This window comes from Streptomyces ambofaciens ATCC 23877 (genome assembly GCF_001267885.1).
Lineage (GTDB): Bacteria > Actinomycetota > Actinomycetes > Streptomycetales > Streptomycetaceae > Streptomyces > Streptomyces ambofaciens.
In genome coordinates this window covers 4,515,262-4,540,922 of the sequence record NZ_CP012382.1, presented here as the reverse complement: position 1 = coordinate 4,540,922, position 25,661 = coordinate 4,515,262, and the positions used below count along the sequence as shown (strand labels likewise).

The 25,661-nt window shown below is 72.1% G+C and carries 24 protein-coding genes and 1 pseudogene; 9 read left to right on the top strand and 16 right to left on the bottom strand.

The window, feature by feature from the left end:
- Positions 1 to 45: 45 nt before the first annotated feature.
- A complete protein-coding gene (locus tag SAM23877_RS20265) occupies positions 46 to 357 on the top strand; it encodes a CBS domain-containing protein (protein ID WP_053135131.1) in 312 nt (103 codons plus the stop codon).
- 658 nt (positions 358 to 1,015) lie between these two features.
- On the opposite strand, the pseudogene SAM23877_RS37635 reads toward SAM23877_RS20265, so the two are convergent.
- The 6 genes and pseudogenes from SAM23877_RS37635 to SAM23877_RS20240 form a co-directional block, all read right to left on the bottom strand.
- Positions 1,016 to 1,495 (bottom strand): annotated as a pseudogene (locus SAM23877_RS37635) (hypothetical protein); the annotation flags it as partial.
- A 300-nt stretch (positions 1,496 to 1,795) separates the two neighbouring features.
- Positions 1,796 to 2,614 carry an ABC transporter permease gene (locus SAM23877_RS20260; RefSeq protein ID WP_053135128.1) on the bottom strand — a complete coding sequence of 273 codons (819 nt, stop codon included), beginning with the start codon at positions 2,612 to 2,614 and terminating at the stop codon, positions 1,796 to 1,798.
- Positions 2,611 to 3,591 (bottom strand): ATP-binding cassette domain-containing protein, encoded by a 981-nt coding sequence (locus SAM23877_RS20255; RefSeq protein ID WP_053135125.1) that lies wholly within the window; start codon positions 3,589 to 3,591, stop codon positions 2,611 to 2,613. Before SAM23877_RS20255 ends, SAM23877_RS20260 begins: the two co-directional genes overlap by 4 nt.
- Before the next feature lie 110 nt (positions 3,592 to 3,701).
- The gene (locus tag SAM23877_RS20250; RefSeq protein WP_053126455.1) at positions 3,702 to 4,904 is read right to left on the bottom strand and encodes an IS110-like element ISSam1 family transposase; all 1,203 of its coding nucleotides are present in this window, start codon (positions 4,902 to 4,904) and stop codon (positions 3,702 to 3,704) included.
- 304 nt (positions 4,905 to 5,208) lie between these two features.
- Positions 5,209 to 6,051, bottom strand: coding sequence for a DUF4097 family beta strand repeat-containing protein (locus SAM23877_RS20245; protein WP_053135122.1), 843 nt, complete (start codon positions 6,049 to 6,051; stop codon positions 5,209 to 5,211).
- Positions 6,052 to 6,140: 89 nt separating this feature from the next.
- Positions 6,141 to 6,662, bottom strand: a complete 522-nt coding sequence (locus tag SAM23877_RS20240) for a hypothetical protein (protein ID WP_053135119.1) — start codon at positions 6,660 to 6,662, stop codon at positions 6,141 to 6,143.
- A 465-nt stretch (positions 6,663 to 7,127) separates the two neighbouring features.
- Here SAM23877_RS20240 and SAM23877_RS20235 point away from each other — a divergent pair, with 465 nt between their 5' ends.
- The gene (locus tag SAM23877_RS20235; protein WP_063484504.1) at positions 7,128 to 7,538 is read left to right on the top strand and encodes a DUF7144 family membrane protein; all 411 of its coding nucleotides are present in this window, start codon (positions 7,128 to 7,130) and stop codon (positions 7,536 to 7,538) included.
- A gap of 3 nt (positions 7,539 to 7,541) precedes the next feature.
- On the opposite strand, the gene SAM23877_RS20230 is transcribed toward SAM23877_RS20235, so the two are convergent.
- Positions 7,542 to 8,375, bottom strand: a complete 834-nt coding sequence (locus tag SAM23877_RS20230) for a TrmH family RNA methyltransferase (RefSeq protein WP_053135116.1) — start codon at positions 8,373 to 8,375, stop codon at positions 7,542 to 7,544.
- Between the two features lie 194 nt (positions 8,376 to 8,569).
- On the opposite strand from SAM23877_RS20230, the gene SAM23877_RS20225 reads away from it, so the two are divergent.
- Positions 8,570 to 9,049 carry a DUF4396 domain-containing protein gene (locus SAM23877_RS20225; RefSeq protein ID WP_053135113.1) on the top strand — a complete coding sequence of 160 codons (480 nt, stop codon included), beginning with the start codon at positions 8,570 to 8,572 and terminating at the stop codon, positions 9,047 to 9,049.
- Positions 9,050 to 9,114: 65 nt separating this feature from the next.
- Here the strand turns inward: SAM23877_RS20225 and SAM23877_RS20220 are convergent, their stop codons facing one another.
- The 5 genes from SAM23877_RS20220 to SAM23877_RS20200 all read right to left on the bottom strand — a co-directional run bounded on the left by SAM23877_RS20220 (position 9,115) and on the right by SAM23877_RS20200 (position 13,896).
- The gene (locus SAM23877_RS20220; RefSeq protein ID WP_053135109.1) at positions 9,115 to 10,551 is read right to left on the bottom strand and encodes a sensor histidine kinase; all 1,437 of its coding nucleotides are present in this window, start codon (positions 10,549 to 10,551) and stop codon (positions 9,115 to 9,117) included.
- Entirely contained in the window at positions 10,552 to 11,289 is a 738-nt protein-coding gene (locus SAM23877_RS20215; protein ID WP_053135106.1) for a response regulator transcription factor, read from the bottom strand. It lies immediately after the preceding gene.
- 61 nt (positions 11,290 to 11,350) lie between these two features.
- Positions 11,351 to 12,028, bottom strand: coding sequence for a CE1759 family FMN reductase (locus tag SAM23877_RS20210; protein ID WP_053135103.1), 678 nt, complete (start codon positions 12,026 to 12,028; stop codon positions 11,351 to 11,353).
- Positions 12,025 to 13,116, bottom strand: coding sequence for an LLM class flavin-dependent oxidoreductase (locus SAM23877_RS20205; RefSeq protein ID WP_053135100.1), 1,092 nt, complete (start codon positions 13,114 to 13,116; stop codon positions 12,025 to 12,027). The genes SAM23877_RS20210 and SAM23877_RS20205 overlap by 4 nt, the downstream gene beginning before the upstream one ends.
- A 234-nt stretch (positions 13,117 to 13,350) precedes the next feature.
- Complete coding sequence (locus SAM23877_RS20200) at positions 13,351 to 13,896, bottom strand: hypothetical protein (protein WP_244902971.1); 546 nt, start codon at positions 13,894 to 13,896, stop codon at positions 13,351 to 13,353.
- A 182-nt stretch (positions 13,897 to 14,078) separates the two neighbouring features.
- On the opposite strand from SAM23877_RS20200, the gene SAM23877_RS20195 reads away from it, so the two are divergent.
- Positions 14,079 to 14,417 (top strand): YnfA family protein, encoded by a 339-nt coding sequence (locus tag SAM23877_RS20195; protein ID WP_053135097.1) that lies wholly within the window; start codon positions 14,079 to 14,081, stop codon positions 14,415 to 14,417.
- Between the two features lie 77 nt (positions 14,418 to 14,494).
- On the top strand, positions 14,495 to 15,274 hold the full coding sequence (locus SAM23877_RS20190; protein WP_053142675.1) for an SDR family NAD(P)-dependent oxidoreductase: 780 nt from the start codon (positions 14,495 to 14,497) through the stop codon (positions 15,272 to 15,274).
- 21 nt (positions 15,275 to 15,295) lie between these two features.
- On the opposite strand, the gene SAM23877_RS20185 is transcribed toward SAM23877_RS20190, so the two are convergent.
- Positions 15,296 to 16,489, bottom strand: coding sequence for an RtcB family protein (locus SAM23877_RS20185; RefSeq protein ID WP_053135094.1), 1,194 nt, complete (start codon positions 16,487 to 16,489; stop codon positions 15,296 to 15,298).
- Between the two features lie 204 nt (positions 16,490 to 16,693).
- On the opposite strand from SAM23877_RS20185, the gene SAM23877_RS20180 reads away from it, so the two are divergent.
- The 3 genes from SAM23877_RS20180 to SAM23877_RS20170 all read left to right on the top strand — a co-directional run bounded on the left by SAM23877_RS20180 (position 16,694) and on the right by SAM23877_RS20170 (position 19,908).
- Positions 16,694 to 17,554 (top strand): hypothetical protein, encoded by an 861-nt coding sequence (locus tag SAM23877_RS20180; RefSeq protein WP_053135091.1) that lies wholly within the window; start codon positions 16,694 to 16,696, stop codon positions 17,552 to 17,554.
- Positions 17,555 to 17,671: 117 nt separating this feature from the next.
- Complete coding sequence (locus SAM23877_RS20175; protein ID WP_053135088.1) at positions 17,672 to 18,553, top strand: DUF3558 family protein; 882 nt, start codon at positions 17,672 to 17,674, stop codon at positions 18,551 to 18,553.
- A gap of 89 nt (positions 18,554 to 18,642) precedes the next feature.
- Positions 18,643 to 19,908: a DUF2637 domain-containing protein gene (locus SAM23877_RS20170; RefSeq protein ID WP_053135085.1), complete on the top strand. Its 1,266-nt coding sequence runs from the start codon at positions 18,643 to 18,645 to the stop codon at positions 19,906 to 19,908.
- A 64-nt stretch (positions 19,909 to 19,972) separates the two neighbouring features.
- Here the strand turns inward: SAM23877_RS20170 and lysS are convergent, their stop codons facing one another.
- Positions 19,973 to 21,715 carry a lysine--tRNA ligase gene (lysS, locus tag SAM23877_RS20165; RefSeq protein ID WP_053135082.1) on the bottom strand — a complete coding sequence of 581 codons (1,743 nt, stop codon included), beginning with the start codon at positions 21,713 to 21,715 and terminating at the stop codon, positions 19,973 to 19,975.
- Positions 21,716 to 21,900: 185 nt separating this feature from the next.
- On the opposite strand from lysS, the gene argS reads away from it, so the two are divergent.
- A complete protein-coding gene (gene argS, locus SAM23877_RS20160) occupies positions 21,901 to 23,661 on the top strand; it encodes an arginine--tRNA ligase (RefSeq protein ID WP_053135079.1) in 1,761 nt (586 codons plus the stop codon).
- 46 nt (positions 23,662 to 23,707) lie between these two features.
- Here the strand turns inward: argS and SAM23877_RS20155 are convergent, their stop codons facing one another.
- Together SAM23877_RS20155 and SAM23877_RS20150 are read right to left on the bottom strand one after the other, a co-directional pair.
- On the bottom strand, positions 23,708 to 24,655 hold the full coding sequence (locus SAM23877_RS20155; RefSeq protein WP_244902970.1) for a hypothetical protein: 948 nt from the start codon (positions 24,653 to 24,655) through the stop codon (positions 23,708 to 23,710).
- Between the two features lie 143 nt (positions 24,656 to 24,798).
- Positions 24,799 to 25,647 (bottom strand): arylamine N-acetyltransferase family protein, encoded by an 849-nt coding sequence (locus SAM23877_RS20150; RefSeq protein WP_053135076.1) that lies wholly within the window; start codon positions 25,645 to 25,647, stop codon positions 24,799 to 24,801.
- Positions 25,648 to 25,661 lie beyond the last annotated feature (14 nt).

The window sequence follows — 25,661 nt, the reverse complement described above, 5'->3', positions numbered from 1 at the left end:
CCCCTCGTGATCAGGAAGCCGGCCCATCTCCGCAGGAGGCACCCTTTGACGCTGGTCCAGACGCAGTTCCGCACGGCTCGCACCCACCCCGCGCACGGCAGCGCGGCCGACCCCGCGGACGCGGGCGGACCCCAGGTGTGGGAGGACATGACCGTGGAAGTGGCGCTGTCCGTGATGACCGCCGCACGTGCGGGGCATCTGGTCGTTCGCGACGAGGACGGCCTGTGCACCGGCCTGGTCCACGGAGTCCGTCTCACGGCCGTGCGGGACAGCTCCGGATACACGGACCGGATCCGCCTGCGGGACATCGCCGACCTCATCGGTCCCCTCGCTCCACCGGCCGCCACAGCCGCCTGAGCCGAGCGGAAACGTCAGGGCCCCACCGGATCGCCGGTGGGGCCCTGGCCGTTGCGCCGGGAAGCGTGCCGCGCCAGTCCGACGACTCTCCCCGATCACCCAAGGGATACCTCATCGACGAGCGCACCAAACCTGTACTCGCTGGAGTAGACATTCGCTGGCGTCGTGGTTATGGTTTCTCTCGTAGTCGAGATCGAGCGAGGCCCGGCAGACACGAACTGCCGGGCAGCAGTACCCGCATGACGGTCCGGTGGTGGAGTCTCGAAGCCAGGGTTGTCGCAGGACGGCGACGGGGCTGACGACCGGACCGGGTGGCCCGCAGTGATGAGGGGCCGCCGCCAGCAGCACCGTGGTACGAGCGGGACCCGGTCCCGCAGGCAATTGATTCAGAGGGAAGAACGGAGGATCGAGCGCCATCAGGATCGCCCGGGCGGAAGGCACGAAGCCCGGGTACCGCAGGACATCGACAGGCAGGTGGTCTCCGGTCACGCATTCGCGATCCCCGCACCCCCGCAGCAGTACCGGGCGGCCGTGCGGAAACAGAAGGCCGGCGCAGTACTAGGGCCGGCAGATGGTGTTGCAGTTCCTTCGGGGCCTTGGTGCCGTACGGCACCAAGGCCCCTCGACGTGCCCCGTGCGGGCGCTCGGCGCCGGACACCGCGGGCCGGGCCGCCGCCTCGGCCGGTGCGCGGTCCTCGGCGCCCGAAGCCCGCGACCGGGTGCGCGCGAAGACCACCAGGCGCAGGAGCGCGAACCGCGCGACGCCGGCGAGGGCGGAGGCGGACAGGTAGACGGCCTGCTCCAGCACCGGACCGGACGTCGCCACCATGCAGTGCAGGCCGAACACGGCCGCGCAGGTGACCGCGTACGCCGCCGCCGCCGAGCCGGCCGACTGCGCGTGCTCGCGCCAGGTCGCGCTGCGGCCCGCGCCGAAGGTGAAGCGGGCGTGCAGCTCGGTGGCGAGGAGCGTGGAGCCCGCGGTGACCAGGGCGTTGGCCAGGGCCCACGGCAGCCAGGAGGCGAGGGCCGCCACGGCGAAGCTGGAGGCGAGTCCCACCCCGCCGCCGCAGAGCACGAAGCGTGCGAAGGCGGTGCAGGTGCCGGGTGCCGCCTGTCGCCGGTTCCGCGCTGTGTCCATGATCCCGCCCCCTGTTTTCGGTCCCCTCCGCGAACGCGCCCCGGCCTCACGGCCGGCAGGCTTTCGCGCTGACACCATGATGGCACACACATGGCGCCATTACGACTCCTTTTGGCGCCAGGCGTCGCCATCATGCACCACAGTGGCGCCACAGCCCGGGCCGGTGGCTTCTCTTCCCAGGTCAGCGCCATGGCACCGGGCACACGAACGGGGCGGCGTACACCGACGCGGTGTCGGTGTACGCCGCCCCGGTGGGACGGGTGCGGGCGCCGGGCGGACGAGGCCCGCCGGCGGTCCGGGTTACTTCGGGTCGCGGTCGAAGGTCGCCCTCGCCCAGAGGTAGCCGAGGCCGGTGAGGAGCAGGCACCAGGCGGCCGCGAGCCAGCCGTTGTGGCCGATCTCGGTGCCGAGCAGCAGTCCGCGCAGGGTCTCGATGGCCGGGGTGAACGGCTGGTACTCGGCGATCGGCTGGAACCATCCCGGCATCGCGTCCACCGGCACGAAGGCGCTGGAGATGAACGGGAGGAAGATCAGCGGCATCGCGTTGTTGCTTGCGGCCTCGGCGTTCGGACTGACCAGGCCCATGCCGACCGCGATCCAGGTGAGCGCCAGAGTGACGGACGCCAGCAGCCCCAGCGCCGCGAGCCACTCCAGGGCGGTGGCGTCCGTCGAGCGGAAGCCGATGGCCACGGCGACGGCGCCGACGAAGACCGCGCTCGCCATCGACTGCAGGACGCTGCCGACGACGTGCCCGATGAGCACCGACCCGCGATGGATGGCCATCGTGCGGAACCGGGCGATGATGCCCTCGCTCATGTCCATGGCGACGGAGACCGCGGTGCCGATGGTGGTCGAGCCGATGGTCATCAGCAGCAGACCCGGCACCAGGTAGGCGATGTACTCGGACCGGTCGGCGCCGCCGTCTCCGATCCCCGCGCTCATCACGTCGCCGAAGATGTAGACGAAGAGCAGCAGGAGTACGACCGGCGTGAGCAGCAGGTTCAGCGTCAAGGACGGGTAGCGCCGGGCGTGCAGGAGATTGCGGCGCAGCATCGTGCCGGAGTCGCGCACGGCGAGGGAGAGCCTGCTCGGGCGGGCGGCGGCCGTGACGGCGTTCATCGGACGGTCTCCTCGGGCTGGTCGGTGGGGCCGGTCAGGGCGAAGAACACGTCGTCGAGGTCGGGGGTGTGCACGGTCAGCTCGTCGGCCTCGACACCGGCGGCGTCGAGCCAGTCGAGGAGGGAGCGCAGTTCGCGCTGGGTGCCGCCGGACGGGATCTGCAGCGTGAGCGCCTCGTCGTCCCGGGTGACCTCGCGCAGCGCGGTGGCGGCGGACCGGTAGGCGGCCGGGTCGGAGAAACGCAGTCGCACGTGACCGCCGGGGATCTGCCGCTTCAGCTCCTCGGCGCTGCCCTCCGCGGCGATCCTGCCGTCGTTCAGCACGGCGATGCGGTCGGCGAGTTCGTCGGCCTCCTCCAGGTACTGCGTGGTCAGGAAGACCGTCACCCCGCCCGTGACCAGCTCGCGGATGATGCCCCACATGGTGTGGCGGCTGCGGGGGTCGAGGCCGGTGGTCGGCTCGTCGAGGAAGATGATCCGCGGGTCCCCGACCAGGGTCATCGCGATGTCGAGACGGCGCTTCATGCCGCCGGAGTAGGTGGAGGCGGGCCTCTTGGCGGCGTCCACGAGGTCGAACCGCTCCAGCAGTCCGGCGGTCACCCGGCGCCCCTCGGCCCTGGGCAGGTGGTGCAGGTCGGCCATGAGGAGCATGTTCTCCTCGCCGGTGATCAGGCCGTCGACGGCGGAGAACTGCCCGGTGACGCCGATCGCGGCGCGAACGGCCTGCGGCTCGGTGGCGATGTCGTGGCCCGCGACCCGGGCCTGTCCGCCGTCGGCCGTGACGAGGGTGGAGAGGATCTTCACCGCCGTGGTCTTGCCGGCGCCGTTCGGGCCGAGCAGCGCGAAGACGGTTCCGGCGGGGATGTGCAGGTCGATGCCGTCGAGGACGGTCTTGTCCCCGTACGACTTACGCAGACCGACGGCGGAGACGGCGGCGGGCGACGGGGGGTGACCGTTCCCCTGCCTGGGCGTGGGCATGACAGATGAAGGCATGGAGCCCTCCCCTTCGAGGAGTGGGATGACCGGGAGACCGGGAGACCGGGACGGGTGATCGGGAGGAGCGTTGGGGGGTGCCTCTATGTCCTTCGTCAAGCGAGTCGAGGGCTCCTCGGCTCGTAGAAGGTTCCGTCGCGGAGCAGGGCGAACAGGACGCTGATGCGATGGCGGGCGAGGCGGAGGAGGGCCTGGGTGTGGGTTTTGCCGCGGGCTCGGCAGCGGTCGTAGTAGGTGCGGGAGGCGGGGTCGTGGAGGGCTGCGAACGCGGAGAGGAACATCGCTCGTTTCAGCTGCCGGTTGCCGCCTCTGGGGGCGTGCTCGCCGTGGATCGACGTGCCGGACTGCCGGGTTACCGGGGCGAGGCCGGCGTAGGAGGCCAGGTGGGCGGCGGTGGGAAAGCTGCTGCCGTCGCCGACGGTGGCCAGGAGGACTGCGGCGGTCCTGACGCCGATGCCGGGCATCGAGGTCAGGACCTGGGAAAGAGGGTGGGCCTCCAGCAGTGCCTCAATCCGCGTTTCCAGGGCCCGGCGTTGTTCGTGAACGGCGGCCAGCGACTTCGCCAGCGACGGGACGATCACGTCGAGGGTGCCGGTGCCCGGGACGACGACGGTCTGCTCGTCGAGTGCGGTGAAGGTGTCGTCGACCAGCCGCTCGGCCATGCGCGGGGCTCTCGGGCGGACGACCTCGACCAGCTTGCGGCGGCCCGCTTTGCGGAGTGCTTGCGGGGATCCGTAACGCTCGAGGAGCCAGGTCACTGCCGGATGGTCCAGGCGCGGGCCGAGGACGCGCTCCAGGCTGGGGTGGAACTGGGTGAGCAGGCCGCGGATGCGGTTGGAGGTGCGGTTGGCCTCGCCTGCGAGGTCCTGGTCGAAGCCGACCAGCATGGTCAGCTCCGCGGTGACCTCATCGGTCAGGTCGAGGGTGCGCAGGGTGTGGGGCATGGTGCGGGCAGCGTCCGCAATGACCGCGGCGTCCTTCGCGTCGGTCTTGGCCTCGCCCGGGTAGAGGTCGGCGATCCGGCGCATCGCCAGTCCGGGCAGGTAGGCGACCTGGCAGCCGGCGTCCCGGGCGACGGTCAGTGGGAGGGCGCCGATGGAGGCGGGCTGGTCCACGATCACCAGGACGGTGCCGAACTTGGCCGTGAGCTTGTCGAAGACAGCCCGCAGCTTCGGTTCGCTGTTCGGCAGCTGCTTGTCGAACACCTTCTTCCCGGCCGGGGTCAGGCCGTGGCCGTGATGCGTCTGCTTGCCGACGTCCAGGCCCAGGAAGACGCCCACCCCGTCGATGCTGATCACCGTGCCCCCACATGTGTCGATGCGTGCCGGCCTCAAGGTCGGGAGCCGTTCTCGCGCATCCACGTTATGCAGACCTGCCGCCCGCGAGCGGCCTGGCATTGCGCCCGGCCGGACGGTGGTCGGACCTCTGATCAGCGTCTCCGACGGTACCCCTCGGACCCGGTGACACCACCCCCCAGGTCATCCCATCGACAGGGGGCAACAGTCATGCCGGGCCCGGAGGCCAGCGGCCCTCTTGCAGGACCGCGAAAAAGATAACGGGGGTGAAGCGCGGGGAGCGGGGGGTGGTCCGTGGGCGGGTCCGTCAGACCTTGGCGCGGTGGACGTCGATGTTGCCGTACCGCGTGCGGGCACGGATCTTGACGGTGTCCTCGCTCTCCCCGGGGTTGTCGGACGCGGTGAGCGTGTTGCGCACCCGCCCGGCGTCCGAGTGCGCGTCGAGCCAGGCGGCCGTGCCCTCGCGGATGCCGACCTCGATGGCGCCGTAGGAGGTCTCCAGCCGCACCTCGCCGCGTGCCACCTCACCCACCCGCAGCGTGCCGTGGGCGGTGGTGGCGGTGAGCGAGCCCTCGGCGCGGGTGATGTTGATGTCGCCGTTGGCGTGGCTCACCCGCAGGTCGCCCAGCGCGGCGCCGACGGTCGTGGAGCCGTGCGAGTTCTTCAGGTCCGCTGAGCCCTCCACCAGCCCGACGCGCACGCTGCCGGAGCTGGTGGTGATCTCGGCGGTACCCTCCACCCGGTCCACGGTGACCGAGCCGTGGGAGGCGGCGAGCCGGAGCGGACCGGTCGTGTCCAGGCGGACGTCGCCGCCCGAGGTCTTCACCCGGACCTCACCGAGGGGACCCTCACCGAGCACCTGGGTCCAGGAGCCGGTCGTGTCGATGTCCGAGCCCTCGGGCAGCTCCACCGTCACGTCGACGACGCCGGTCGGCCCGATGATCCGGCGGTCCTTCGTGCTGATCGTGAGGACGCCGCCCGCGAAGTCGATCCGGGTCTGCTCGGCGGCCCGCACGTCCTTGTCCCGGCCGGGGTCGCCCGGCCGCACCTCGACGACGGTGTCGAGTCGGTCGCCCGCGGTGAAACGGATGGAACCCGCGCCCACGTGGGCGTTGACCGCGATCGGTTCGGGAGTGTCGAACGAAGGCATGGCTGTACCGTCCTCGTGAGTCCTGGGAGCGTCCCCGCTGGTGGGACGTGGTGCGATGCTGTGCGTCTTCGAGGTGCGGACCGCGCGCCCTAGCGCACCCAGCCCGTGAAGCTCTGCCCGACGGTGTGGGCCTTCTCCGTCGTGCGGGGCCCGGCGCCGCCCTCGACCGCGGCCGACACGGCGCGTACCAGCCACGCGTTGACCGACAGTCCTTCGCGGCTCGCGGCCTCCTCGGCGCGCGTCTTGAGGTGGGCCGGGAGGCGCAGGTTCACGCGGGCGGTGCCGCCCTCGTCGCCGTCGGCGGGAGCCGCCGGCGCCCTGAGCGGTTCCGCGGGCACGGCCGGCTCCACGGGGGCGCCGCCTTCGGTGGGCGGCGGCGTCACCACGAAGTCGGGGTCCAGTCCGCGCAGCCGTACGTCGACCGAGCCGGGAGCGAGTTCACGGGTGATCTCGTCCATCGCGGCGGAGAGCACGTGGAGCATGGTCAGCCGAGTCGCCGATTCCAGCGGCGCGGTGAGCCTCTCGGCCAGCTCACGGGCGTCCTCGCCGCCGGCTTCGGCGGCCACCGCCAGTTCACGGCGGAGAGTGTCGACATACGGGGTGAGGTCCATGACGCCATCATGGCACCACCGTGGCGTCACACGCAAGCCGCCATGGCACCTGATCGGAGAAGTTTTGCCACCATCGCCCTGACCTGCGGAAATGCGAGACGCAGAACTCAGGGGGAGGCCGAATCGGCATGTCCGTACGTCCCTGCTGGCGCCGATGGGTGCCACTTGGTGCCATGGGGTGCCATGGGGTGCCGTGTGGCACCACGCAAGGCGGTGCGTGGTGCCGAGCGAGGGAGCGAAGGGCCTCGCCGGTCGCGCAGGGGCGCCGGAGGAGGACCCGTACGGCCCCGATCGTGCGCGGACGCCGGAGCAGACCCGTACGGCCCCCGTACGGCCCCGGTGCGGTCGCCGCGCGGCCACGCCGGGGTGACGCTGTGACCGTGACGGACGCGCCCGCCCCCCGCCCGCGCCGTGGGGCGCGGTGACCATCGCGCGAAGACGAAGGGTTGAGAGGTCATGGTGGACATGCCCCATGGAGCACGGCACGAGACCGGCCCCGACCGCGACGACGGGCGAGCGGCCGGGCCGCTGCGGTACTTCGGCGTGCCGCTGCTCGTCAGCGGCGTGCTGAGCATCCTCCAGGGCATCACCGGCATCGCCGAGGACCGTCTCTACGGGGTGCCGCGGCACTACGAGTACCGGTTCGACCTCACCAGCTGGGGCTGGATCCACCTGGTCGTGGGCGTCGCCCTGGTCGTCGTGGGCGTGGGAATGCTGCGGTCCATGAGCTGGGGCCGCGCGGCCGGGCTGACCACCGCCGCGATCAGCCTCGTGACCCAGTTCATGTTCATCCCCTACTACCCGCTGTGGTCGATCAGTGTGATGGCACTCGACCTGATCATCCTGTGGGGCCTGGCACGGCTCGCCGCCTTCTGACCGTCAGGCGCGCCTCGCGGCGACGAGGCGCTGCCGGTGCGCCTCGTACAGCACGGCGGTCGCCGCGTTGGCGGCGTTCAGGGAGCTCGCGGACCCGGTCATCGGGATGCTGACGGTGTGGTCGCACAGGTCTCGCCAGGCGCTGCTGAGCCCGGACGTCTCGTTGCCGACCAGCAGCAGCACCGGCTGGGTGAAGTCGAAGTCGAAGACCTCGCACTCGCCCTTCTCGTCCGTGCCGACCAGCACGATCGGCCGCCCCTCGGCACGCCGCGCGGCGACCCAGTCCATGACGGTGCCGGGCGACCCCACCCGCACGGCCGGCAGGGCGAACAGGGAGCCGGTGCTGGCCCGCACCGACTTGGGGTCGTAGACGTCCGCGGCGTGCCCGGACACGATGAGCCCGCCCGCCCCGAAGGCGTCCGCGGACCGGATGATGCTGCCGATGTTCCCCGGACTCGTCGGCCGGTCGAACACGACGCCCAGGAAATCGCCGTCGACGTGGAGCCGGTCCAGGTCGTCGGCCGGCATCTCGACGACGGCGACGACCTCCGGCGCGCTCTCGTTCTTCTCCCCCAGCTCCGCCAGGAGCTCGGGCGCCATCGCCACCTGCTCGGCGTCGACCTCGCGCAGCAGCTCCCGCGCCCACGGCGACAGCTCCCGCCGGTCGTCGTGGATCAGCGCCTTGACGGGCCATCCGTACCGCACCGCCAAGGAGATCGGACGCACTCCCTGGACCAGGAACTCCTTCGCGCGCGTGCGCTTGTTCCGGTTGCCCAGCAGCGCCTCCCACTGCTGGAAACGGGCGTTGCGTGCGGTGATCCGCCGGCGTGTCGGCACCGGTCCTCCAAGTAGGCCGTCATCGATCTGTGTCCAGCGAGCCTACGGCCACCGATCGAGATCGCCGGAATACCCCTGGGGGGTATGGTGTTCCGGATCGCGTGGGCCGCCGGGCTCCGTACGGACCGAACGGCGAACGGCGAACGGCGATCGGCGATCGGCGCGCACCGTCGGCCGGGCAGGAAGGGAACGACATGGACCACGACAAGCACCACGCACAGCATCCGCACGACGCACCCGGCGCGACCTGGGCGACGGCGGTCAGGGCGACGCTGCACTGCCTCACCGGATGTGCCGTCGGCGAGATCCTCGGCATGGTCATCGGCACCGCCCTGATGTGGGGCAACGTGCCGACGATGATCCTCGCGATCACCCTGGCCTTCGTCTTCGGCTACTCCTTCACGCTCGTCGCGGTGGTGCGCGCCGGGGTCTCCCTGAAGGCGGCGGTCAAAGTGGCACTGGCCGCCGACACCGTCTCCATCGCGGTGATGGAACTGGTGGACAACGCCATCATCGCGCTGACGCCGGGGGCGATGGACGCGCACCTGTCGGACGGGCTGTTCTGGTCGGCACTGCTCGGCGGGTTCGCCGTGGCGTTCGTGATCACCACGCCGGTCAACAAGTGGATGATCGGCCGGGGCAAGGGCCACGCCGTGGTCCACGCCCACCACTGACGACCACTGACCGGCGCACCGGCGCCGGTCGGGCCGGTGCGCCGGTCCATGCGGGGGACGTCGTCTCAGCCGTCTCCGCCGGCGCCACCGTCGTCCCCGAGCACCGTGCCCACCGTGAACCCGATCACCGACCCGCCCCCCTCACGCCGGGTCGCGAACGGCGCTCCCCCGTGCGCCAGCGCCACCTCCCGGACGATGGAGAGGCCGAGGCCCGAGCCGGGCCGGGAGCGGGCGGCGGCGGCGCGGTAGAAGCGGTCGAAGACACGGGCCAGGTCGGCGTCGGAGATGCCGGGACCGCGGTCGCGGACCTCGAGGCGGATCGTGCCCGGCCGGGCGGGTCCGGCGACGGCGATCTCGATGGGCCCGGTGCCGTCGGGATCGAACTTGGCGGCGTTCTCCACCAGGTTGGTGAGCGCCCGGGTCAGCATGGCGGGCCGCCCGTCGGTCACCGTCTCGCCGCAGACCCGTACGCCGATCTCCCGCCCGGTACGGCGCCGGGCCTGGGCCGCCACGTCGTGCGCGATCCCGGCGAGGTCCACGCGCTGCGGGGGCTCGCCGGCGGACTGGCCGGCCGCCAGCTCCACCAGCTCGTTGACCAGGTCGGTCAGCTCCCGGGCCTCCTGGCCCAGGTCGGCGACCAGCTCCTCGCGGGCGTCGGGCGGGAGTTCGTCGATGCGGCGCAGCAGCGAGATGTTGGTCCGCAGGGAGGTGAGCGGCGTCCGCAGTTCGTGGCCCGCGTCCTGGACCAGACGCCGCTGGTCCTCCTCCGACTGGGCGAGGCGGCCCAGCATGAGGTCGAAGGCACGGCCGAGGCGGCCCACCTCGTCGGGGCCGGTGACCGGCACCGGAACGCCGAGCCGGCGGGTGCGGGCGACGTTCTCGGCGGCGGAGGTGAGGACCACCAGGCGCCGTGTGATGCGCCGGGCCAGCCACCAGCCGAACAGGCCCGCGGCGGTCACCACCGCGGCCATCAGGAGCAGCGTCCGGCGCTGGAGCGCCCGCAGCAGGTCCTCGGTGCCGCTGAACTCCTGCGCCACCTGCACCGCGCCCCGGCCACCGCCGAGGGAGACGGTCGCCACCCGGAAGACGTCCCGGCCGACCCCCACGTCCTCGTGCTGCACCGTCCGCCCGGCCTCGGCGGCACCCGCGGCCCGCCGGTCGGCGCCGGTGACCGGCAGCCGCGGGCCGGCCGGGTCGGACACCTCGCCGTCCGGCCCGAGCACCTGCACGTCGGTGCGGGCCGGGCGCACGATGTCGTGGCCGGGCGCGGAGGAGGAGAAGTCACCGGGCGACATCGGCCGCTCGCGCACCTCGGCCCGCAGGTCCTGCACGACCTGCGCGAAGACGGACTCCTGGTCCACCCGGACCAGCCGGGCCGCCGCGTTGTACGACAGCACTCCGACGAGGACCGTGACCACGGCGGTGACCGTGGCGAACGACACCGCGAACGTCGTCCGCAGGGACAGCAGCCGGGGCCGGCGCCCGAGCGGAGAGGGGCCCACTCAGTCCTCCCGCAGCACGTAACCCACCCCGCGCACGGTCTGGATCAGCCGCGGAGCGCCCGGCCGGTCGAGCTTGCGGCGCAGATAGCCGACGTAGACGGCGAGGTTCTTGGAGCCGGGGCCGAAGTCGTAGCCCCAGATCCGGTCGTAGATCGTGGAGTGGTCGAGCACGATGCCCGCGTTGCGGACCAGCAGCTCCAGCAGCCCGAACTCGGTGCGGGTCAGTTCCAGCTCGTCCCCGTCCCGCCAGGCGCGCCGGGCCCCCGGGTCCATGCGCAGCCCGGCCGCCTCCAGGTACCGGCCGGCCGCCGCCTCCCGGTCGCCGTCCGGCTCGGGTACGTCCTCGGCGCCGTCGCCGTCGGGCTCCGCGCGGTCCGTGCGGCGCAGCAGGGCGCGCAGCCGGGCGAAGACCTCCTCGACGTCGAAGGGCTTGACCACGTAGTCGTCGGCGCCCGCGTCGAGGCCCGCGATGCGGTCGGCGGTCTCCACCAGCGCCGTGAGCATCAGGATCGGTGTGGGGTCGCCCTCGGCGCGCAGCTCCCGGCAGACCTGGAGGCCGTCGACGCCCGGCATCATCACGTCCAGCACCAGGACGTCCGGCCGGGCGCGGTGGGCCTGGGCCAGCGCCTCGACGCCGTCCGCGACCGCGGTGACCCGGTACCCCTCCAGGGTGAGGGCGCGCTCCAGGGCGTGCCGGATCGCGCGGTCGTCTTCGGCGAGCAGAACGGTCCGGGGCACGCGCCCAGTCTGCCAAGACCGGGCGCCCCGCGACCGGGCGGCCGGGCTTCTCACCGGGATCTCACCCGGCGGGCCGCAGCGCGGCGAGCCGCTCCGCGAACGGCACGATCCCGTCGGCCTCCGCGACCGGCCGCCCGGAGGGCTGCCCGACCGGCTCCGTAGCCGCCTCCCCCAGCGGCTCCCCGGCCGCCTCCCCGGCCGGCTTCCCGGCCGTCGACAGCCCCGCCATCAGGGCCGCCAGCTCCCCGGCCGCCCGCTCGATCCGCCCGTCCAGCCCCTCGGCGCCCCAGTCCTCCGAGGCGGCGTACACCCCGGTCGGGACGACGACCGCCTTGAGGTAGGCGAACAGCGGACGCAGCGCGTGGTCCAGGACCAGCGAGTGCCGGGCCGTGCCGCCGGTCGCGCCGATCAGCACCGGCTTGGCGGCGAGGGCGTCCGCCTCGGTCACGCTCAGCGCGTCGAAGAACGACTTGAACAGCCCGCTGTACGAGGCCGAGAACACCGGCGTGACGACGATCAGCCCGTCCGCCGCCGCGACCGCGTCGAAGGCGGCGGACAGGTTCCGGCCCGGGAAGCCGTTGGTGAAGGTGTGCGCGATCTCCACGGCGAGGTCGCGCAACTCGACCACCTGCACCTCCGCCGCGGGCGCCCGTCCCGCGGTCGCGGCGGCCAGCCGGTCGGCCAGCAGCCGGGTGGAGGACGGGACGCTCAGTCCCGCGGAGACGACGACGAGCCTCATGCCCGTGCTCCTTCCTTGCGGGCGCCGGCCAGCAGGGACGCGTGGTTCGGCGCGTCCGGCACGTCGGCCGGGCGGTCCTTCGCGAACTCCTTGCGCAGCACCGGCACGACCTCCTCGCCGAGCAGGTCGAGCTGCTCCAGGACGGTCTTCAGGGGCAGGCCGGCGTGGTCCATCAGGAAGAGCTGGCGCTGGTAGTCGCCCGCGTAGTCGCGGAAGGCCAGCGTCTTCTCGATCACCTGCTGCGGCGAGCCCACCGTCAGCGGCGTCTGCTCGGTGAAGTCCTCCAGGGAGGGGCCGTGCCCGTAGACGGGCGCGACGTCGAAGTACGGGCGGAACTCGCGCACCGCGTCCTGGCTGTTCCTCCGCATGAACACCTGGCCGCCGAGGCCGACGATCGCCTGCTCCGGGGTGCCGTGCCCGTAGTGGGCGTAGCGGGCCCGGTACAGCTCGACCATGCGCTTGGTGTGGTCCGCGGGCCAGAAGATGTTGTTGTGGAAGAAGCCGTCACCGTAGTACGCGGCCTGCTCGGCGATCTCCGGGGAACGGATCGAGCCGTGCCAGACGAACGGCGCGACGCCGTCCAGCGGCCGGGGCGTGGACGTGAAGCCCTGGAGCGGCGTGCGGAACTTGCCCTCCCAGTTCACGACGTCCTCGCGCCACAGGCGGTGCAGCAGGGCGTAGTTCTCGACGGCGAGGTTGATGCCCTCGCGGATGTCCTTGCCGAACCAGGGGTACACCGGGCCGGTGTTGCCGCGGCCCATCATCAGGTCCACCCGGCCGTCGGCCAGGTGCTGGAGCATCGCGAAGTCCTCGGCGATCTTCACCGGGTCGTTGGTGGTGATGAGGGTGGTGGAGGTGGAGAGGATCAGCCGCTCGGTGCGGGCCGCGATGTAGCCGAGCATCGTGGTCGGTGACGAGGGCACGAACGGCGGGTTGTGGTGCTCGCCGGTCGCGAAGACGTCGAGGCCGACCTCCTCGGCCTTCAGCGCGATGGCGACCATGGCCTTGATGCGCTCGCGTTCGGTCGGCGTGCGCCCGGTGGTCGGGTCCGGCGTGACGTCGCCGACGGTGAAGATGCCGAACTGCATGGTCGCTCAACCTCCGAGTTGTTGACGGTTCAACTATACCGCCAAACGGTGGAGCGACGGACGTTATTCCGGCCTCGGGGGTTCGGGGCTCAGGGTCCCGGCCTCGGGGTTCGGGCCCCGGGGTTCCGGGCCCCGGGGTTCCGGGCCCCGGGGGTTCCGGCCCCGGGGGTTCGGGCGTCCCCGCGTGCCCTAGGCGTGGCGCCCCCGAGGCCCCTCGGAGCCCTCCGCCGCCCCTCAGAACGCGTACGGGTCCCCCGTGGCGAGCACGAGCACCCGCTGCCGGTCGTTCTCCCGGTGGCGGTCCACCGCGCCGCCGCTCCACACCGTGTCGAGATCCAGCACCACCTCGGGCGGCGCGCCCGCCAGCAGTACCCGCAGCGTGATCCGCTCCCCCACCCCGTCGACCGCCAGCGCCCCGGTCCGGCACAGCACCACCCGCTCCTCGGCCCGCGCGCACCCGTCCGGCAGTTCCTGCCGTACCGCGAGCGGCACCGACCAGCGCAGGCGGACGGTGGCGTCGGGAACGGCGGAGGGGCCGTGGTTGACCGGGACGAGCCGGACGTCCACCCGGTCGCCCGTCAGGGTCGCCGACCCGTGATGGGCCAGGTCGGCCTCCGGCACGGGGGCCGCGTGCACGGGGCGCGGAACCGGGGCCGCCGCCACAGACCGCGGGCCCGGCACCGCCTGCGCGGGCAGCCCCGCACCGCCCACCCCGGCCCCCGCCGCCGCCCCCACGACGACGCCCCACACCACCAGCCCCCGCATCCACCGCTTGCGCATCCGTGCCTCCTCCACCCGTTCCTCCGGCCCGCAGGCCGCCGCCGGCTCCGACGCCGGCGCGGGGACCCGCAGGTCACCGCGTCGTACGGATGCATCCCCCGCGAAGCCGGTCCCGAGCGCCCTCCAACAGGTGACAGGCGCCCCGTCGGCCCGGCCCGGCCCCCGTGTGCGAAGCTGCCCGCATGCTCGTCCTCCGCTCCGCCGCGCTGTTCGTCGTCGCCGCCCTGTTCGAGATCGGCGGCGCCTGGCTGGTCTGGCAGGGCGTGCGCGAGCAGCGCGGCTGGCTGTGGGCGACCGGCGGCGTCCTCGCCCTCGGCGCCTACGGCTTCGTCGCCACCTTCCAGCCGGACGCCCACTTCGGCCGCATCCTCGCCGCGTACGGCGGGATCTTCGTGGCCGGTTCGATCCTGTGGGGCATGGTCGCGGACGGCTACCGCCCGGACCGCTGGGACGTGACGGGCGCGCTGGTCTGCCTCGCCGGGATGGCCGTGATCATGTGGGCGCCGCGCAACGGCGGCTGACTACCCTGGGCGGCGTCCGTTCGCGCCGTATCCAGGACGCGTCCCGCGTCGCCCTCATGACGAACCAGGAGCAGCCCATGGCCCCCGCAGCCGCCCCGTCCGCCGCCTCGCGCATCGCCGTCGTCACCGGTGCGAGCAGCGGCATCGGCGCCGCCACGGCCCGGCAGCTCGCCGCGGCCGGCTACCGCGTCGTCCTCACCGCCCGCCGCAAGGACCGCATCGAGGCGCTCGCCGAGGAGATCCAGGCGGCCGGCCACAAGGCGACGGCGTACCCCCTGGACGTCACCGACCGCGCGGCCGTCGACGAGTTCGCGACCGCGTTCAGGACCATCGGCGTCCTCGTCAACAACGCGGGCGGTGCGCTCGGCGCCGACCCGGTCGCCACCGGTGACCCGGACGACTGGCGCCGCATGTACGAGACGAACGTCATCGGCACCCTCAACCTCACCCAGGCCCTGCTCCCCGCGCTGGAGGCGAGCGGCGACGGCACGGTGGTGGTCGTCTCCTCCACCGCGGGGTTCGCCACCTACGAGGGCGGCGGGGGCTACGTCGCCGCCAAGCACGCCGAACACGTCCTGGCCGAGACCCTCCGCCTGGAGATCGTCGGCCGCCCGGTCCGCGTCGTCGAGATCGCGCCCGGCATGGTGAAGACCGACGAGTTCGCCCTGACCCGCTTCGCCGGCGACCAGGACAAGGCGGCCAAGGTGTACCAGGGCGTGGCCGCACCCCTGACCGCCGACGACGTCGCCGACACCATCACGTGGGCGGTCACCCGCCCCGCCCACGTCAACATCGACCTCCTGGTGGTCCGCCCCCGCGCCCAGGCCTCGAACACGAAGGTGCACCGCGAGGGCTGACGGCCGACGGCGCCCCGGGCGTCAGCCCTTCACACAGACGACCTGCTTCAGCTTCGCGACGACCTCCACGAGGTCCCGCTGCTGCTCGATGACCTGGTCGATCGACTTGTAGGCGCCCGGGATCTCGTCCACGACGCCGGAGTCCTTGCGGCACTCCACGCCTCGCGTCTGCTCCTCCAGGTCCCGGGTGGAGAAGCGGCGCTTGGCGGCGTTGCGGCTCATGCGCCGGCCCGCCCCGTGGGACGCGGAGTTGAAGGACTTATCGTTGCCGAGGCCCTTGACGATGTACGAACCCGTCCCCATGGAGCCCGGGATGATCCCGTAGTCCCCCGAGCCCGCACGGATCGCGCCCTTGCGGGTCACCAGCAGGTCCATGCCGTCGTACCGCTCCTCCGCCACGTAGTTGTGGTGGCAGGAGATCTCCCGCTCGAAGGCCGGCTTCGCCTTCTTGAACTCCTTGCGGACCACGTCCTTCAGGAGCGCCATCATGAGGGTGCGGTTGTACTTCGCGTACTCCTGCGCCCAGAACAGGTCGTTGCGGTACGCCGCCATCTGCGGGGTGTCCGCGACGAACACCGCGAGGTCGCGGTCGACCAGCCCCTGGTTGTGCGGAAGTTTCCGGGCGACGCCGATGTGGTGCTCGGCGAGCTCCTTGCCGATGTTCCGGGAACCGGAGTGCAGCATCAGCCAGACGGAGCCGGTCGTATCCGTGCAGACTTCGACGAAATGGTTCCCGGAGCCGAGCGTTCCCATCTGCTTTCCGGCCCGCTCGTGACGGAACCTGACCGCCTCCGCCACCCCGTCGAACCGCCCCCAGAAGTCGTCCCACCCGCCGGTCGCCAGCCCGTGGAAGCGGCCCGGGTCGACGGGGCTGTCGTGCATCCCGCGGCCCACCGGGATCGCCTGCTCGATCTTCGACCGCAGCCGCGACAGGTCACCGGGGAGGTCGTTGGCCGTCAGGGACGTCCGCACCGCCGACATCCCGCAGCCGATGTCCACGCCCACCGCGGCCGGGCACACGGCACCCTGCATCGCGATCACGGAACCGACCGTCGCACCCTTGCCGTAGTGCACGTCCGGCATGACCGCGAGGCCCTTGATCCACGGCAGTGTCGCGACGTTGCGCAGTTGCTGGAGCGCCCCGTCCTCGACCGTGGCCGGATCGGCCCACATCCGGATCGGCACCTTCGCGCCCGGCATCTCCACGTACGACATATCGTCCTCGTTCCCCCGGAAAACATACAGAAGTCTCACAGCGCACAACCGGCGCCAAGGGCAGCCAAAAGGACGACTGACCGGCGCTCACGGCGGCTCGTGCGATACACATTGTCTTCTGGGGACGCCCCCGCGCGGCAAGCGAATAACCAGCGGGGACACTGGAGTACCGACCACAGCCACACCGGCGAGAGGAGCCGTACCGTGCAGCGGAAGGCCTATGTATCCGGCGTCGCCGCCGCCCTGGCGGCGTTGCTGGCCGGCTGCACCGGCGGCTCGGGCGACGGCGCCACGGCGGACGACTCCAATCCGGGCCGGCCCGGCGTCGCGACCGAGGCCGCCCAGCCCGGCAGGTACCGCACCCTTCCGGAACCGTGCGGCGCGGTGGGCGACAAGGCGCTCGACTCGCTCCTGCCCGGCATCCAGGAGATCGCGGACGAGGAGCAGCGCGAGAAGGCGTACGCCGGTGAGGCGACGCTCGCGTACGACAGCGACCGCAAGGTCGGCTGCCGTTGGAAGGTGGAGTCGGCGGACGCCACCAACCACCTGTTCGTCGACTTCGAGCGGGTGGTGTCCTACGACAACGCCGTGAGCGACGACAGCCAGGCCGAACAGCTCTTCGCGAAGCAGGTGGAGGCCGCGGACCTGCCGGAACCGGTCGCCTCCGAGTCGGAGTCGGAGTCGGAACCGCCGTCGGCGTCCGCGTCGGCGTCCGCGTCCCCGTCCGACACCGCGTCGCCCGGCCCGTCCGGCGCCCCGCCCTCCGGCTCCGCGTCGCCCACCGCCCCCTCGTCGGGCGCGTCCTCCGGTGCCACGCCCGCCGACCTCCAGCCCCGGCTCCTCGACGACCTGGGCGACGAGGCGCTGGTCGACGACGAGCTGAGCAGCTCCGGCTCGACGGCGAAACGACGCACGGTGACTGTGGCGTTCCGCACGTCGAACGTCGTGGTGACCATCGAGTACGCGGAGCAGCCGGCGATGCTCGGCGTCGTCCCCGACAGCGAGGAAATGCAGGACATGGCGCGGAAACTGGCCTCCCAGCTCGCGGATTCGCTGAGCGGTTGAGCCCGGCGGGGGCTCCCCGGTGCACGTGTGTGAAGCACCTGAAGGGGAGCCGCACACTTTCCCCACCGCGTACCGTGACCCCTCGGACCCGTTCCGACCGCAGGAACCACGAGTGCCATGAGTGAAGGAACCATGCAGCGACGAGCCCAGTGTGACCAGCGAGCGAAGCGACTCCCCCGTGTTGTCTGCGCGGCGGCCGCCGTCCCCCTGATGCTGGTGGCAGCCGGCTGCTCCTCGGACTCCGGCTCCGGTGACGCCAAGGACAAGGCCGCGGACAAGCCGGCCGCGTCCAAGTCCGCGAGCCCCACCCCGACGGTGGAGGCGGCGGCGTACGCGAAGCTGCCCGAGCCCTGTGCGGTGCTGGCGAAGAAGACGCTGAAGGACTTGGTGCCGAAGGCCGACTCCGGCAAGGAGGGCGCGTCCAACGACACGGCGACGCGCGGCAGTTGCTCCTGGGACAGCCTCGACGACAACGGCGTGGACGGCTCCCAGTTCCGCTGGCTGAGCGTGTCGATGCTGCGCTTCGACTCGGACGCCACGCGCGGTGCGGGCGACGACCTGGCGCACGACTACTACACGAAGCAGCTCCAGGACGTCCAGAGCGCCGAGGGCGCCAAGAGCCTGAAGACCACCCCGGTGAGCGGCACGGGCGACGAGGCGTCGGTCGTGCGGTACGACCTGAAGAAGAAGGAAGGCACCTTCAAGCAGCAGACGGTCGTGGCGCGCGTCGAGAACGTCGTCGTGACCGTCGACTACAACGGCGCGGGCCTGGCCGGCGACGAGACCCCGGACGCCGATGACCTGGTCAAGGACGCCCGGAAGGCGGCCGAGGAAGCGGTCGCGGCGGTGACGAAGGCCAACGGCGGCGGTGGAACGGGCGGCGCCAAGTCGCCCTCCCAGTCCGCCTCGGGCTCGGCCTCGGCATCCGGGTCGACGTCGAAGTCGCCTTCGAAGGAGTCGTCGAAGGCGTCGTCGAAGGCCTCGTCGAAGACGAGCTGACGGGCCGTATCGACCCACCGGCCACCCGTCCCCCGCACACATGTGCCACTCTGTTGCGCGCAACAACAGGCACTGGGAGGGGAGTACGGGTGGCCGCGCCACTAGAGCTGACCCGGACGCATCGCGTTCTCATCGGCATGGTCGTCTTCGGCGCCGTCATCATCGCCGGGATCGGCTTCGCCGGTTCGTACGCGGCGGTGCGGGAACTGGCCCTGCAGAAGGGTTTCGGGAACTTCAGCTACGTCTTCCCGATCGGCATCGACGCGGGCATCTGCGTACTGCTGGCCCTGGACCTGCTGCTGACCTGGATCCGCATCCCGTTCCCGCTGCTGCGCCAGACCGCGTGGCTGCTGACGGCGGCGACGATCGCGTTCAACGGCGCGGCGGCCTGGCCGGACCCGCTGGGTGTGGGCATGCACGGCGTGATCCCCATCCTGTTCGTGGTCTCCGTCGAGGCCGCCCGGCACGCGATCGGCCGGATCGCCGACATCACCGCCGACAAGCACATGGAGGGCGTGCGCCTCACCCGCTGGCTGCTCTCGCCGGGGCCCACCTTCCTGCTGTGGCGCCGCATGAAGCTGTGGGAGCTGCGCTCCTACGAGCAGGTGATCAAGCTGGAGCAGGAGCGCCTGGTGTACCAGGCCCGGCTGCGCTCCCGCTTCGGCCGCGGCTGGCGCCGCAAGGCCCCCGTGGAGTCGCTGATGCCGCTGCGCCTGGCCCGCTACGGCGTCCCCCTGGCGCAGACGGCCCCGGCGGGCCTCGCGGCGGCCGGCATCGAGCCGGCCCTGCTGCCGCCGGCGCCCCGGCCCCAGGAGGCGGGCCCGCAGGCGGCCCCCGCGGCGGAGCAGCGTCCCGAGCTGGCCGGTGCCCCGGAGGAGGAGCGGGAGCCCGGACGGGACGCGCCCACCGAGGACCGGAACCCGTGGCTGCACGCCCGGGACCCGCAGACCGTGGAGTACCACGGCGGCTACGACCCGGACTTCGACCCCGAGCAGTACGCCCACTGGGCGGAGGAGCAGCGGCAGGCCGAGCAGTACCGGGAGCAGTTCGAGGAGGAGCCCCCGCCGCAGGAGCCGTCCCCCGAGGAGACCGGCAGCTTCCCGATCCCGGTGGGCCCGACCCGCACCCGCGAGCTGGGCGAGGGCGGCGGCACGTCCGAGCCGCCGCCGACGGCGGAGGACTACTACACGGTCTTCCGGAAGTCGATCGACGGCAGCTACCCCACGGCCGCCCAGTTCCGGGACGACGTGGAGGCCACCTTCGGGGTGCCGCTGGCTCCGCGGGAGGCCGACCGGATGGTGAAGGTGTTCAGCGAGCGGCACATGCGGGAGCTCCAGGAGGAGCACATCGCGTAGCCGGCACGGACGAAGGACGAAAGGGGCCCTCCGCCGACGGAGGGCCCCTTCGCCGTGGCGCCGCCTACTCCCCGAGCAGGGTCCGCACCCGCTCCTGCCCCACCGCCAGCAGCAGCGTGGGCAGCCGCGGGCCGGTGTCGCGGCCGACGAGCAGGTGGTACAGCAGCGCGAAGAAGGACCGCTGGGCGGTCTTGATCTCCGGCGGCAGCTCCTTGGGCGTGGCGTCGGCGGAGAAGCCGGCCTGGACCTTGGGCACGCCGTAGACGAGGTGGGTGAGCCCCTCCAGCGACCAGTGCCCGGCCAGTCCGTCGAGCAGCAGCCGCAGCGACTGCCGGCCCTGTTCGTCGAGGGACTTCAGCAGCTCGGCGTCGGGCTCCTCGCGCACGATGGTCCGCTGGTCGGCGGGGACGTGCGTGTTGATCCACGCCTCGGCCTTGTCGTACCGGGGGCGGACCTCCGCGAGCGTGCCCAGCGGGTCGGCCGGGTCGAGGTCGCTGAGGATGCGCAGCGCCTGGTCCTCGTGGCCGGCGGTGATGTCGGCCACGGACGCGAGCGTGCGGTACGGCAGCGGCCGCGCCGTCCGCGGCAGTTCACCGGCGGCCGTGCGCACGGCGCGCGAGTGGGCGGCGACGTCGGCGGGCAGGGCGGTGCCGTCGGCCACCTTGGCGTCGAGGCGGTCCCATTCGTCGTAGAGGCGCTGGATCTCCTGGTCGAAGGCGATCTTGAAGGACTGGTTGGGCCGGCGGCGGGCGTACAGCCAGCGCAGCAGCTGCGGCTCCATGATCTGGAGCGCGTCGGCCGGGGTGGGCACCCCGCCCTTGGACGAGGACATCTTCGCCATGCCGCTGATGCCGACGAACGCGTACATCGGCCCGATCGGCTGCTCGCCGCCGAAGATCCCGACGATCTGCCCGCCGACCTGGAACGACGACCCGGGAGACGAGTGGTCCACACCGCTGGGCTCGAAGATCACGCCCTCGTAGGCCCAGCGCATCGGCCAGTCGACCTTCCAGACCAGCTTGCCGCGGTTGAACTCGCTGAGCCGGACCGTCTCGGAGAACCCGCACGCGGTGCAGGCGTACGTCAGCTCGGTCGAGTCGTCGTCGTACGCGGTGACCGTCGTCAGGTCCTTCTCGCAGTTGCCGCAGTACGGCTTGTACGGGAAGTACCCGGCGGAGCCGGAGCTGCCGTCGTCCTCGGCGGCGGCGCCGGAGCCCTCGGCGGCCTCCAGCTCGGCCTCGTCGACCGGCTTCTGCTGCTGCTTCTTCGGCGGGGCCTTCTTGGTCCGGTACTGGGCGAGGATCGCGTCGATGTCCTGCCGGTGCCTCATGGCGTGCAGGACCTGCTCGCGGTAGACCCCGGAGGTGTACTGCTCGGTCTGGCTGATCCCGTCGAACTCCACGCCCATCTCGGCGAGCGAGGCGACCATCGCGGCCTTGAAGTGCTCGGCCCAGTTCGGGTGGGCGGAGCCCTGGGGGGCCGGGACGGAGGTGAGGGGCTTGCCGATGTGCTCGGCCCACGAGTCGTCCACCCCGGAGATGCCGGCCGGCACCTTGCGGTAGCGGTCGTAGTCGTCCCAGGAGATGAGGTGCCGGACCTGGTGGCCCCGGCGGCGCACCTCGTCGGCGACCAGGTGCGGGGTCATGACCTCGCGCAGGTTGCCGAGGTGGATGGGACCGGACGGCGAGAGTCCGGACGCGACGACGACGGGTTTGCCCGGTGCACGGCGCTCCGACTCGGCGATGACCTCGTCCGCGAAACGGGAGACCCAGTCGGTGGTCTCTGTGCTCTGAGCCACGATCGGCACGTCCTCTTCCCTGGAGTTCCCAGAAACTTCTGCTGAGCAGCCGGCACGGTCGCACGGCTGACCGCTCCATTCTCCCAGCCCGGCCCGCATCCGCGAAAACGGCTTTTCACCGCGTGGGATACTCGGGTTCCGTACCTACGGACAGCCTCACTCCCGGAACCCCGAGCAGAACGGCGAACCACTCCATGGCCTCGGTCACGTCCCTCAGCGACTCCGTCCAGCAGCACCTCGCGTCCGCCCTCACGGCCACCCGGCCCGAGGCCGCCGGCGCCGACCCGCTGCTGCGACGAAGCGACCGGGCGGACTACCAGGCCAACGGCATCCTCGCCCTGGCCAAGAAGGCCAAGGCGAACCCGCGGGAGCTGGCCGGCGAGGTCGTCTCGCACCTGACCACCGGCGACCTGATCAAGGACGTCGAGGTCTCCGGGCCCGGCTTCCTCAACATCACCCTCGGGGACCGCGCGATCACCGCGAACCTCGCCGCGCGGTACGCGGACGAGAGCGGCCGCCTGGGCGTCCCGTACGCCGAGCGGCCGGGCACGACGGTGATCGACTACGCCCAGCCGAACGTGGCGAAGGAGATGCACGTCGGCCACCTGCGCTCCGCGGTGATCGGCGACGCCCTGCGCGGCATGCTCGACTTCACCGGCGAGAAGACGATCGGCCGGCACCACATCGGCGACTGGGGCACCCAGTTCGGCATGCTCATCCAGTACCTGTTCGAGCACCCCGGCGAGCTGGCCCCCGCGGCCGACGTCGACGGCGAGCAGGCCATGAGCAACCTGAACCGCGTGTACAAGGCGTCGCGTGCGCTCTTCGACTCCGACGAGGAGTTCAAGGAGCGGGCCCGCAGGCGGGTCGTCGCCCTCCAGTCCGGTGACAAGGAGACCCTCGAACTGTGGCAGCAGTTCGTGGACGAGTCGAAGGTCTACTTCTACTCCGTCTTCGAGAAGCTCGACATGGAGATCCGCGACGAGGAGATCGTCGGCGAGTCCGCGTACAACGAGGGCATGCCCGAGACCGCCCGCCTCCTGGAGGAGATGGGCGTCGCGGTGCGCTCCGAGGGCGCGCTCGTGGTCTTCTTCGACGAGATCCGCGGCAAGGACGACCAGCCGGTCCCGCTGATCGTGCAGAAGGCGGACGGCGGCTTCGGCTACGCGGCCTCCGACCTGACCGCGGTCCGCAACCGCGTCGGCGACCTGCACGCGACCACGCTGCTGTACGTCGTCGACGTGCGCCAGTCGCTGCACTTCCGGATGGTCTTCGAGACGGCCCGCCGGGCCGGCTGGCTGAACGACGACGTCACCGCGCACAACATGGGCTACGGCACGGTGCTCGGCGCGGACGGCAAGCCGTTCAAGACGCGCGAGGGCGAGACCGTGCGGCTGGAGGACCTGCTGGACGAGGCGGTGCAGCGGGCCGCGGAGGTCGTCCGGGAGAAGGCGCGCGACCTCACCGAGGACGAGATCCAGGAGCGGGCCGCGCAGGTCGGCATCGGGGCCGTGAAGTACGCGGACCTGTCGACGTCGCCGAGCCGGGACTACAAGTTCGACCTGGACCAGATGGTCTCGCTCAACGGCGACACCAGCGTGTACCTCCAGTACGCCTACGCCCGTATCCGGTCCATCCTGCGCAAGGCCGGCGAGGTCCGCCCCGCGGCCCACCCGGAGCTGGCCCTGCACGAGGCGGAGCGGGCGCTGGGTCTGCACCTGGACGCGTTCGGGAACACGGTCTTCGAGGCGGCCGCGGAGTACGCCCCGCACAAGCTGGCCGCGTACCTGTACCAGCTGGCGTCGCTGTACACGTCGTTCTACGACAAGTGCCCGGTGCTGAAGGCCGAGTCGCCCGAGCAGGTGGAGAACCGCCTGTTCCTGTGCGACCTCACGGCCCGCACCCTGCACCGGGGCATGGCCCTGCTGGGCATCCGGACGCCCGAGCGGCTCTGAGCGGGCGGGCCGGGACGCACCCGGCCCGCCCGTCAGGCGTCAGACGTCAGGCGTAGTAGTGGATCGTCCCGCGCAGTGCCGGCTCGGCGCCCTCGCAGTGCTGGACGAACGTGGCGGCGAAGGCGGTGACCACGCCGTCCTCGCCGCGGGCCAGCCTGGTGAGCGTCAGCGTCCCCTCACTGGCGTTGCACCCGCCGAAGCCGGACACGTCGAGGCCGGCCACGCCGGGTCCGTTGCCGCGTTCCGTCCGGTAGGTGCGTCCGGCCTCGAAGCGCTCGCCGACGGGCGGGACGAGCAGGGCCGACCAGGTCTCGCGCTTGCCGGACACGTCGTACTGGAGACCGCCGACGCCCCACTCCTGGAGCGAGAAGAGGCTGGTGGCACCGGTGTGGGTGCCGCTCCTGCCCTGGCCGGGGTAGTCGCCGGGCTCGCTGGCGTAGGTGAAGGAGAGCGGGTAGGCGCGGTACTTGACGACGCCCTTGAGGACCGGGGCGTCGGTCGCCTCGCACCGCTGCGTGTAGGTCGCGTCCAGCACGGTGATCGCACCGGTCGCGTCCGCCTCGATCTGGTGGACCGAGAACTGCCCGTAGACCTGGTTGCAGCCGCGTGAGTCGCCGCTGACGTCGAGGCCCGGGGCCCGTCCGGTGCGCGAGGACGCCCGTTCCGCGCCGCGGTAGACCCCGGGGTGGAGCTTCTCACCCCGCGGAGCGGCCAGTTCGACGGTCCACCAGTCGGTCTCGTTCTCGATCCGGACGGTCAGCGCCTCCCTCTCCCCGGACACGGTGATGTCCGCCGTCCCCGGCGTGTAGGCGACGCTTCCGCCCTGACCGACCCAGTCGCCGGATGCGCTGGTGTGGCTGTACTTGGTGACGGCCACCGGTGTCCCGGTCGCCGCCGCGGCGGGCGCGGCCAGTCCGGCCGTCAGGCCGATCGTCGCCGTCAGGCTCGCCAGCGTGCCGAGCAGGACACGCCGCCATCCGGTGCGAGTACGCACGGATGCCTCCCCCTATGTGTGGCGGGCACCACCCGGGCGCCCGAACTGGTGTGGCACAACGCCCAGTTGGCTCCCCCCACACGCTTCACATAAACCACCGAAACCCCACGCGTTCCTCCGGGACCGGTCGCCGGCACGTCGCGTCAGCGGATCAGCCGCGCTCCCTCGGGCGCTTCGATGCCGAACTCCTCCGCCAGCACCCGGCGCATCTCCGCCTCGACCGTCGCCTTCCGCTCGGTGACCGTGCCGTCGGCCCGGGTGGCGGTGACGCGGTCGCCGTCGAGGAGCAGGTGACCGTCCTGCGTGAGGCGCTGGACGTAGGGGCGCCGGGAGAACGGGGAGCGCGGGTTCGTGGCGACGTGCCAGTTGACGACCTCGTAGTCGGACTCCTCGAACGGCTCCCGGGTGAAGGCGTACTGGGCCTCCCAACCGCCGTCCGCGCCAGGCCGGCAGGCCTCCAGCACCCACATCTCCAGCGGCCCCCGGTGCGGCACGCGCACCAGCCGGTGCCGGCGCCCCGCGTCGTGGAACTCGGTGTCCGCCGTGAGCGGCACCGGTTCCAGCAGGGAGCCGATGGCACCGAAGCCGACGTCGGCGAGGTACGGCCGCGGGTCGCCGGGCACCTCGGCCAGGAGCGCCATGTGGGTGCGCGGACGGTCCTCGAAGCGCTCCGCGCCGACGACGACCCGCGCGGTCAGCCGGGTCACCCGGAACCCCAGCGCCTCCAGGGCCGCCGCGAACAGCGTGTTGTGCTCGTAGCAGTAGCCCCCGCGGCGGCGGCCGTGCACCAGCTTGTCCATCAGGTCGGAAAGGGCGAGGGAGGGGGCCGTGCCGCCGAGGGCGTCGAGGTTCTCGAACGGGATGGCCCTCAGGTGGGCGAGGTGCACACCGCGGAGCACGGCCGCGTCGGGCCGCCGCTCCCCCTCCCAGCCGATCCGGTCGAGGTAGGCGTCGAGGTCGAAGGGCGTCGTCGTCCGCACGGTCGAAGGCATGCCCTCACGGTAGG

What these genes read in the sequence shown, in the direction of transcription:
- SAM23877_RS20260 (WP_053135128.1), bottom strand. Translation starts at nt 2,614, where the DNA reads ATGAACGCCGTCACGGCCGCCGCCCGCCCGAGCAGGCTCTCCCTCGCC.
- SAM23877_RS20255 (WP_053135125.1), bottom strand. Translation starts at nt 3,591, where the DNA reads ATGCCCACGCCCAGGCAGGGGAACGGTCACCCCCCGTCGCCCGCCGCC.
- SAM23877_RS20245 (WP_053135122.1), bottom strand. Translation starts at nt 6,051, where the DNA reads ATGCCTTCGTTCGACACTCCCGAACCGATCGCGGTCAACGCCCACGTG.
- SAM23877_RS20240 (WP_053135119.1), bottom strand. Translation starts at nt 6,662, where the DNA reads ATGGACCTCACCCCGTATGTCGACACTCTCCGCCGTGAACTGGCGGTG.
- SAM23877_RS20235 (WP_063484504.1), top strand. Translation starts at nt 7,128, where the DNA reads ATGCCCCATGGAGCACGGCACGAGACCGGCCCCGACCGCGACGACGGG.
- SAM23877_RS20225 (WP_053135113.1), top strand. Translation starts at nt 8,570, where the DNA reads ATGGACCACGACAAGCACCACGCACAGCATCCGCACGACGCACCCGGC.
- SAM23877_RS20210 (WP_053135103.1), bottom strand. Translation starts at nt 12,028, where the DNA reads ATGAGGCTCGTCGTCGTCTCCGCGGGACTGAGCGTCCCGTCCTCCACC.
- SAM23877_RS20205 (WP_053135100.1), bottom strand. Translation starts at nt 13,116, where the DNA reads ATGCAGTTCGGCATCTTCACCGTCGGCGACGTCACGCCGGACCCGACC.
- SAM23877_RS20200 (WP_244902971.1), bottom strand. Translation starts at nt 13,896, where the DNA reads ATGCGCAAGCGGTGGATGCGGGGGCTGGTGGTGTGGGGCGTCGTCGTG.
- SAM23877_RS20195 (WP_053135097.1), top strand. Translation starts at nt 14,079, where the DNA reads ATGCTCGTCCTCCGCTCCGCCGCGCTGTTCGTCGTCGCCGCCCTGTTC.
- SAM23877_RS20190 (WP_053142675.1), top strand. Translation starts at nt 14,495, where the DNA reads ATGGCCCCCGCAGCCGCCCCGTCCGCCGCCTCGCGCATCGCCGTCGTC.
- SAM23877_RS20185 (WP_053135094.1), bottom strand. Translation starts at nt 16,489, where the DNA reads ATGTCGTACGTGGAGATGCCGGGCGCGAAGGTGCCGATCCGGATGTGG.
- SAM23877_RS20175 (WP_053135088.1), top strand. Translation starts at nt 17,672, where the DNA reads ATGAGTGAAGGAACCATGCAGCGACGAGCCCAGTGTGACCAGCGAGCG.
- argS (WP_053135079.1), top strand. Translation starts at nt 21,901, where the DNA reads ATGGCCTCGGTCACGTCCCTCAGCGACTCCGTCCAGCAGCACCTCGCG.
- SAM23877_RS20150 (WP_053135076.1), bottom strand. Translation starts at nt 25,647, where the DNA reads ATGCCTTCGACCGTGCGGACGACGACGCCCTTCGACCTCGACGCCTAC.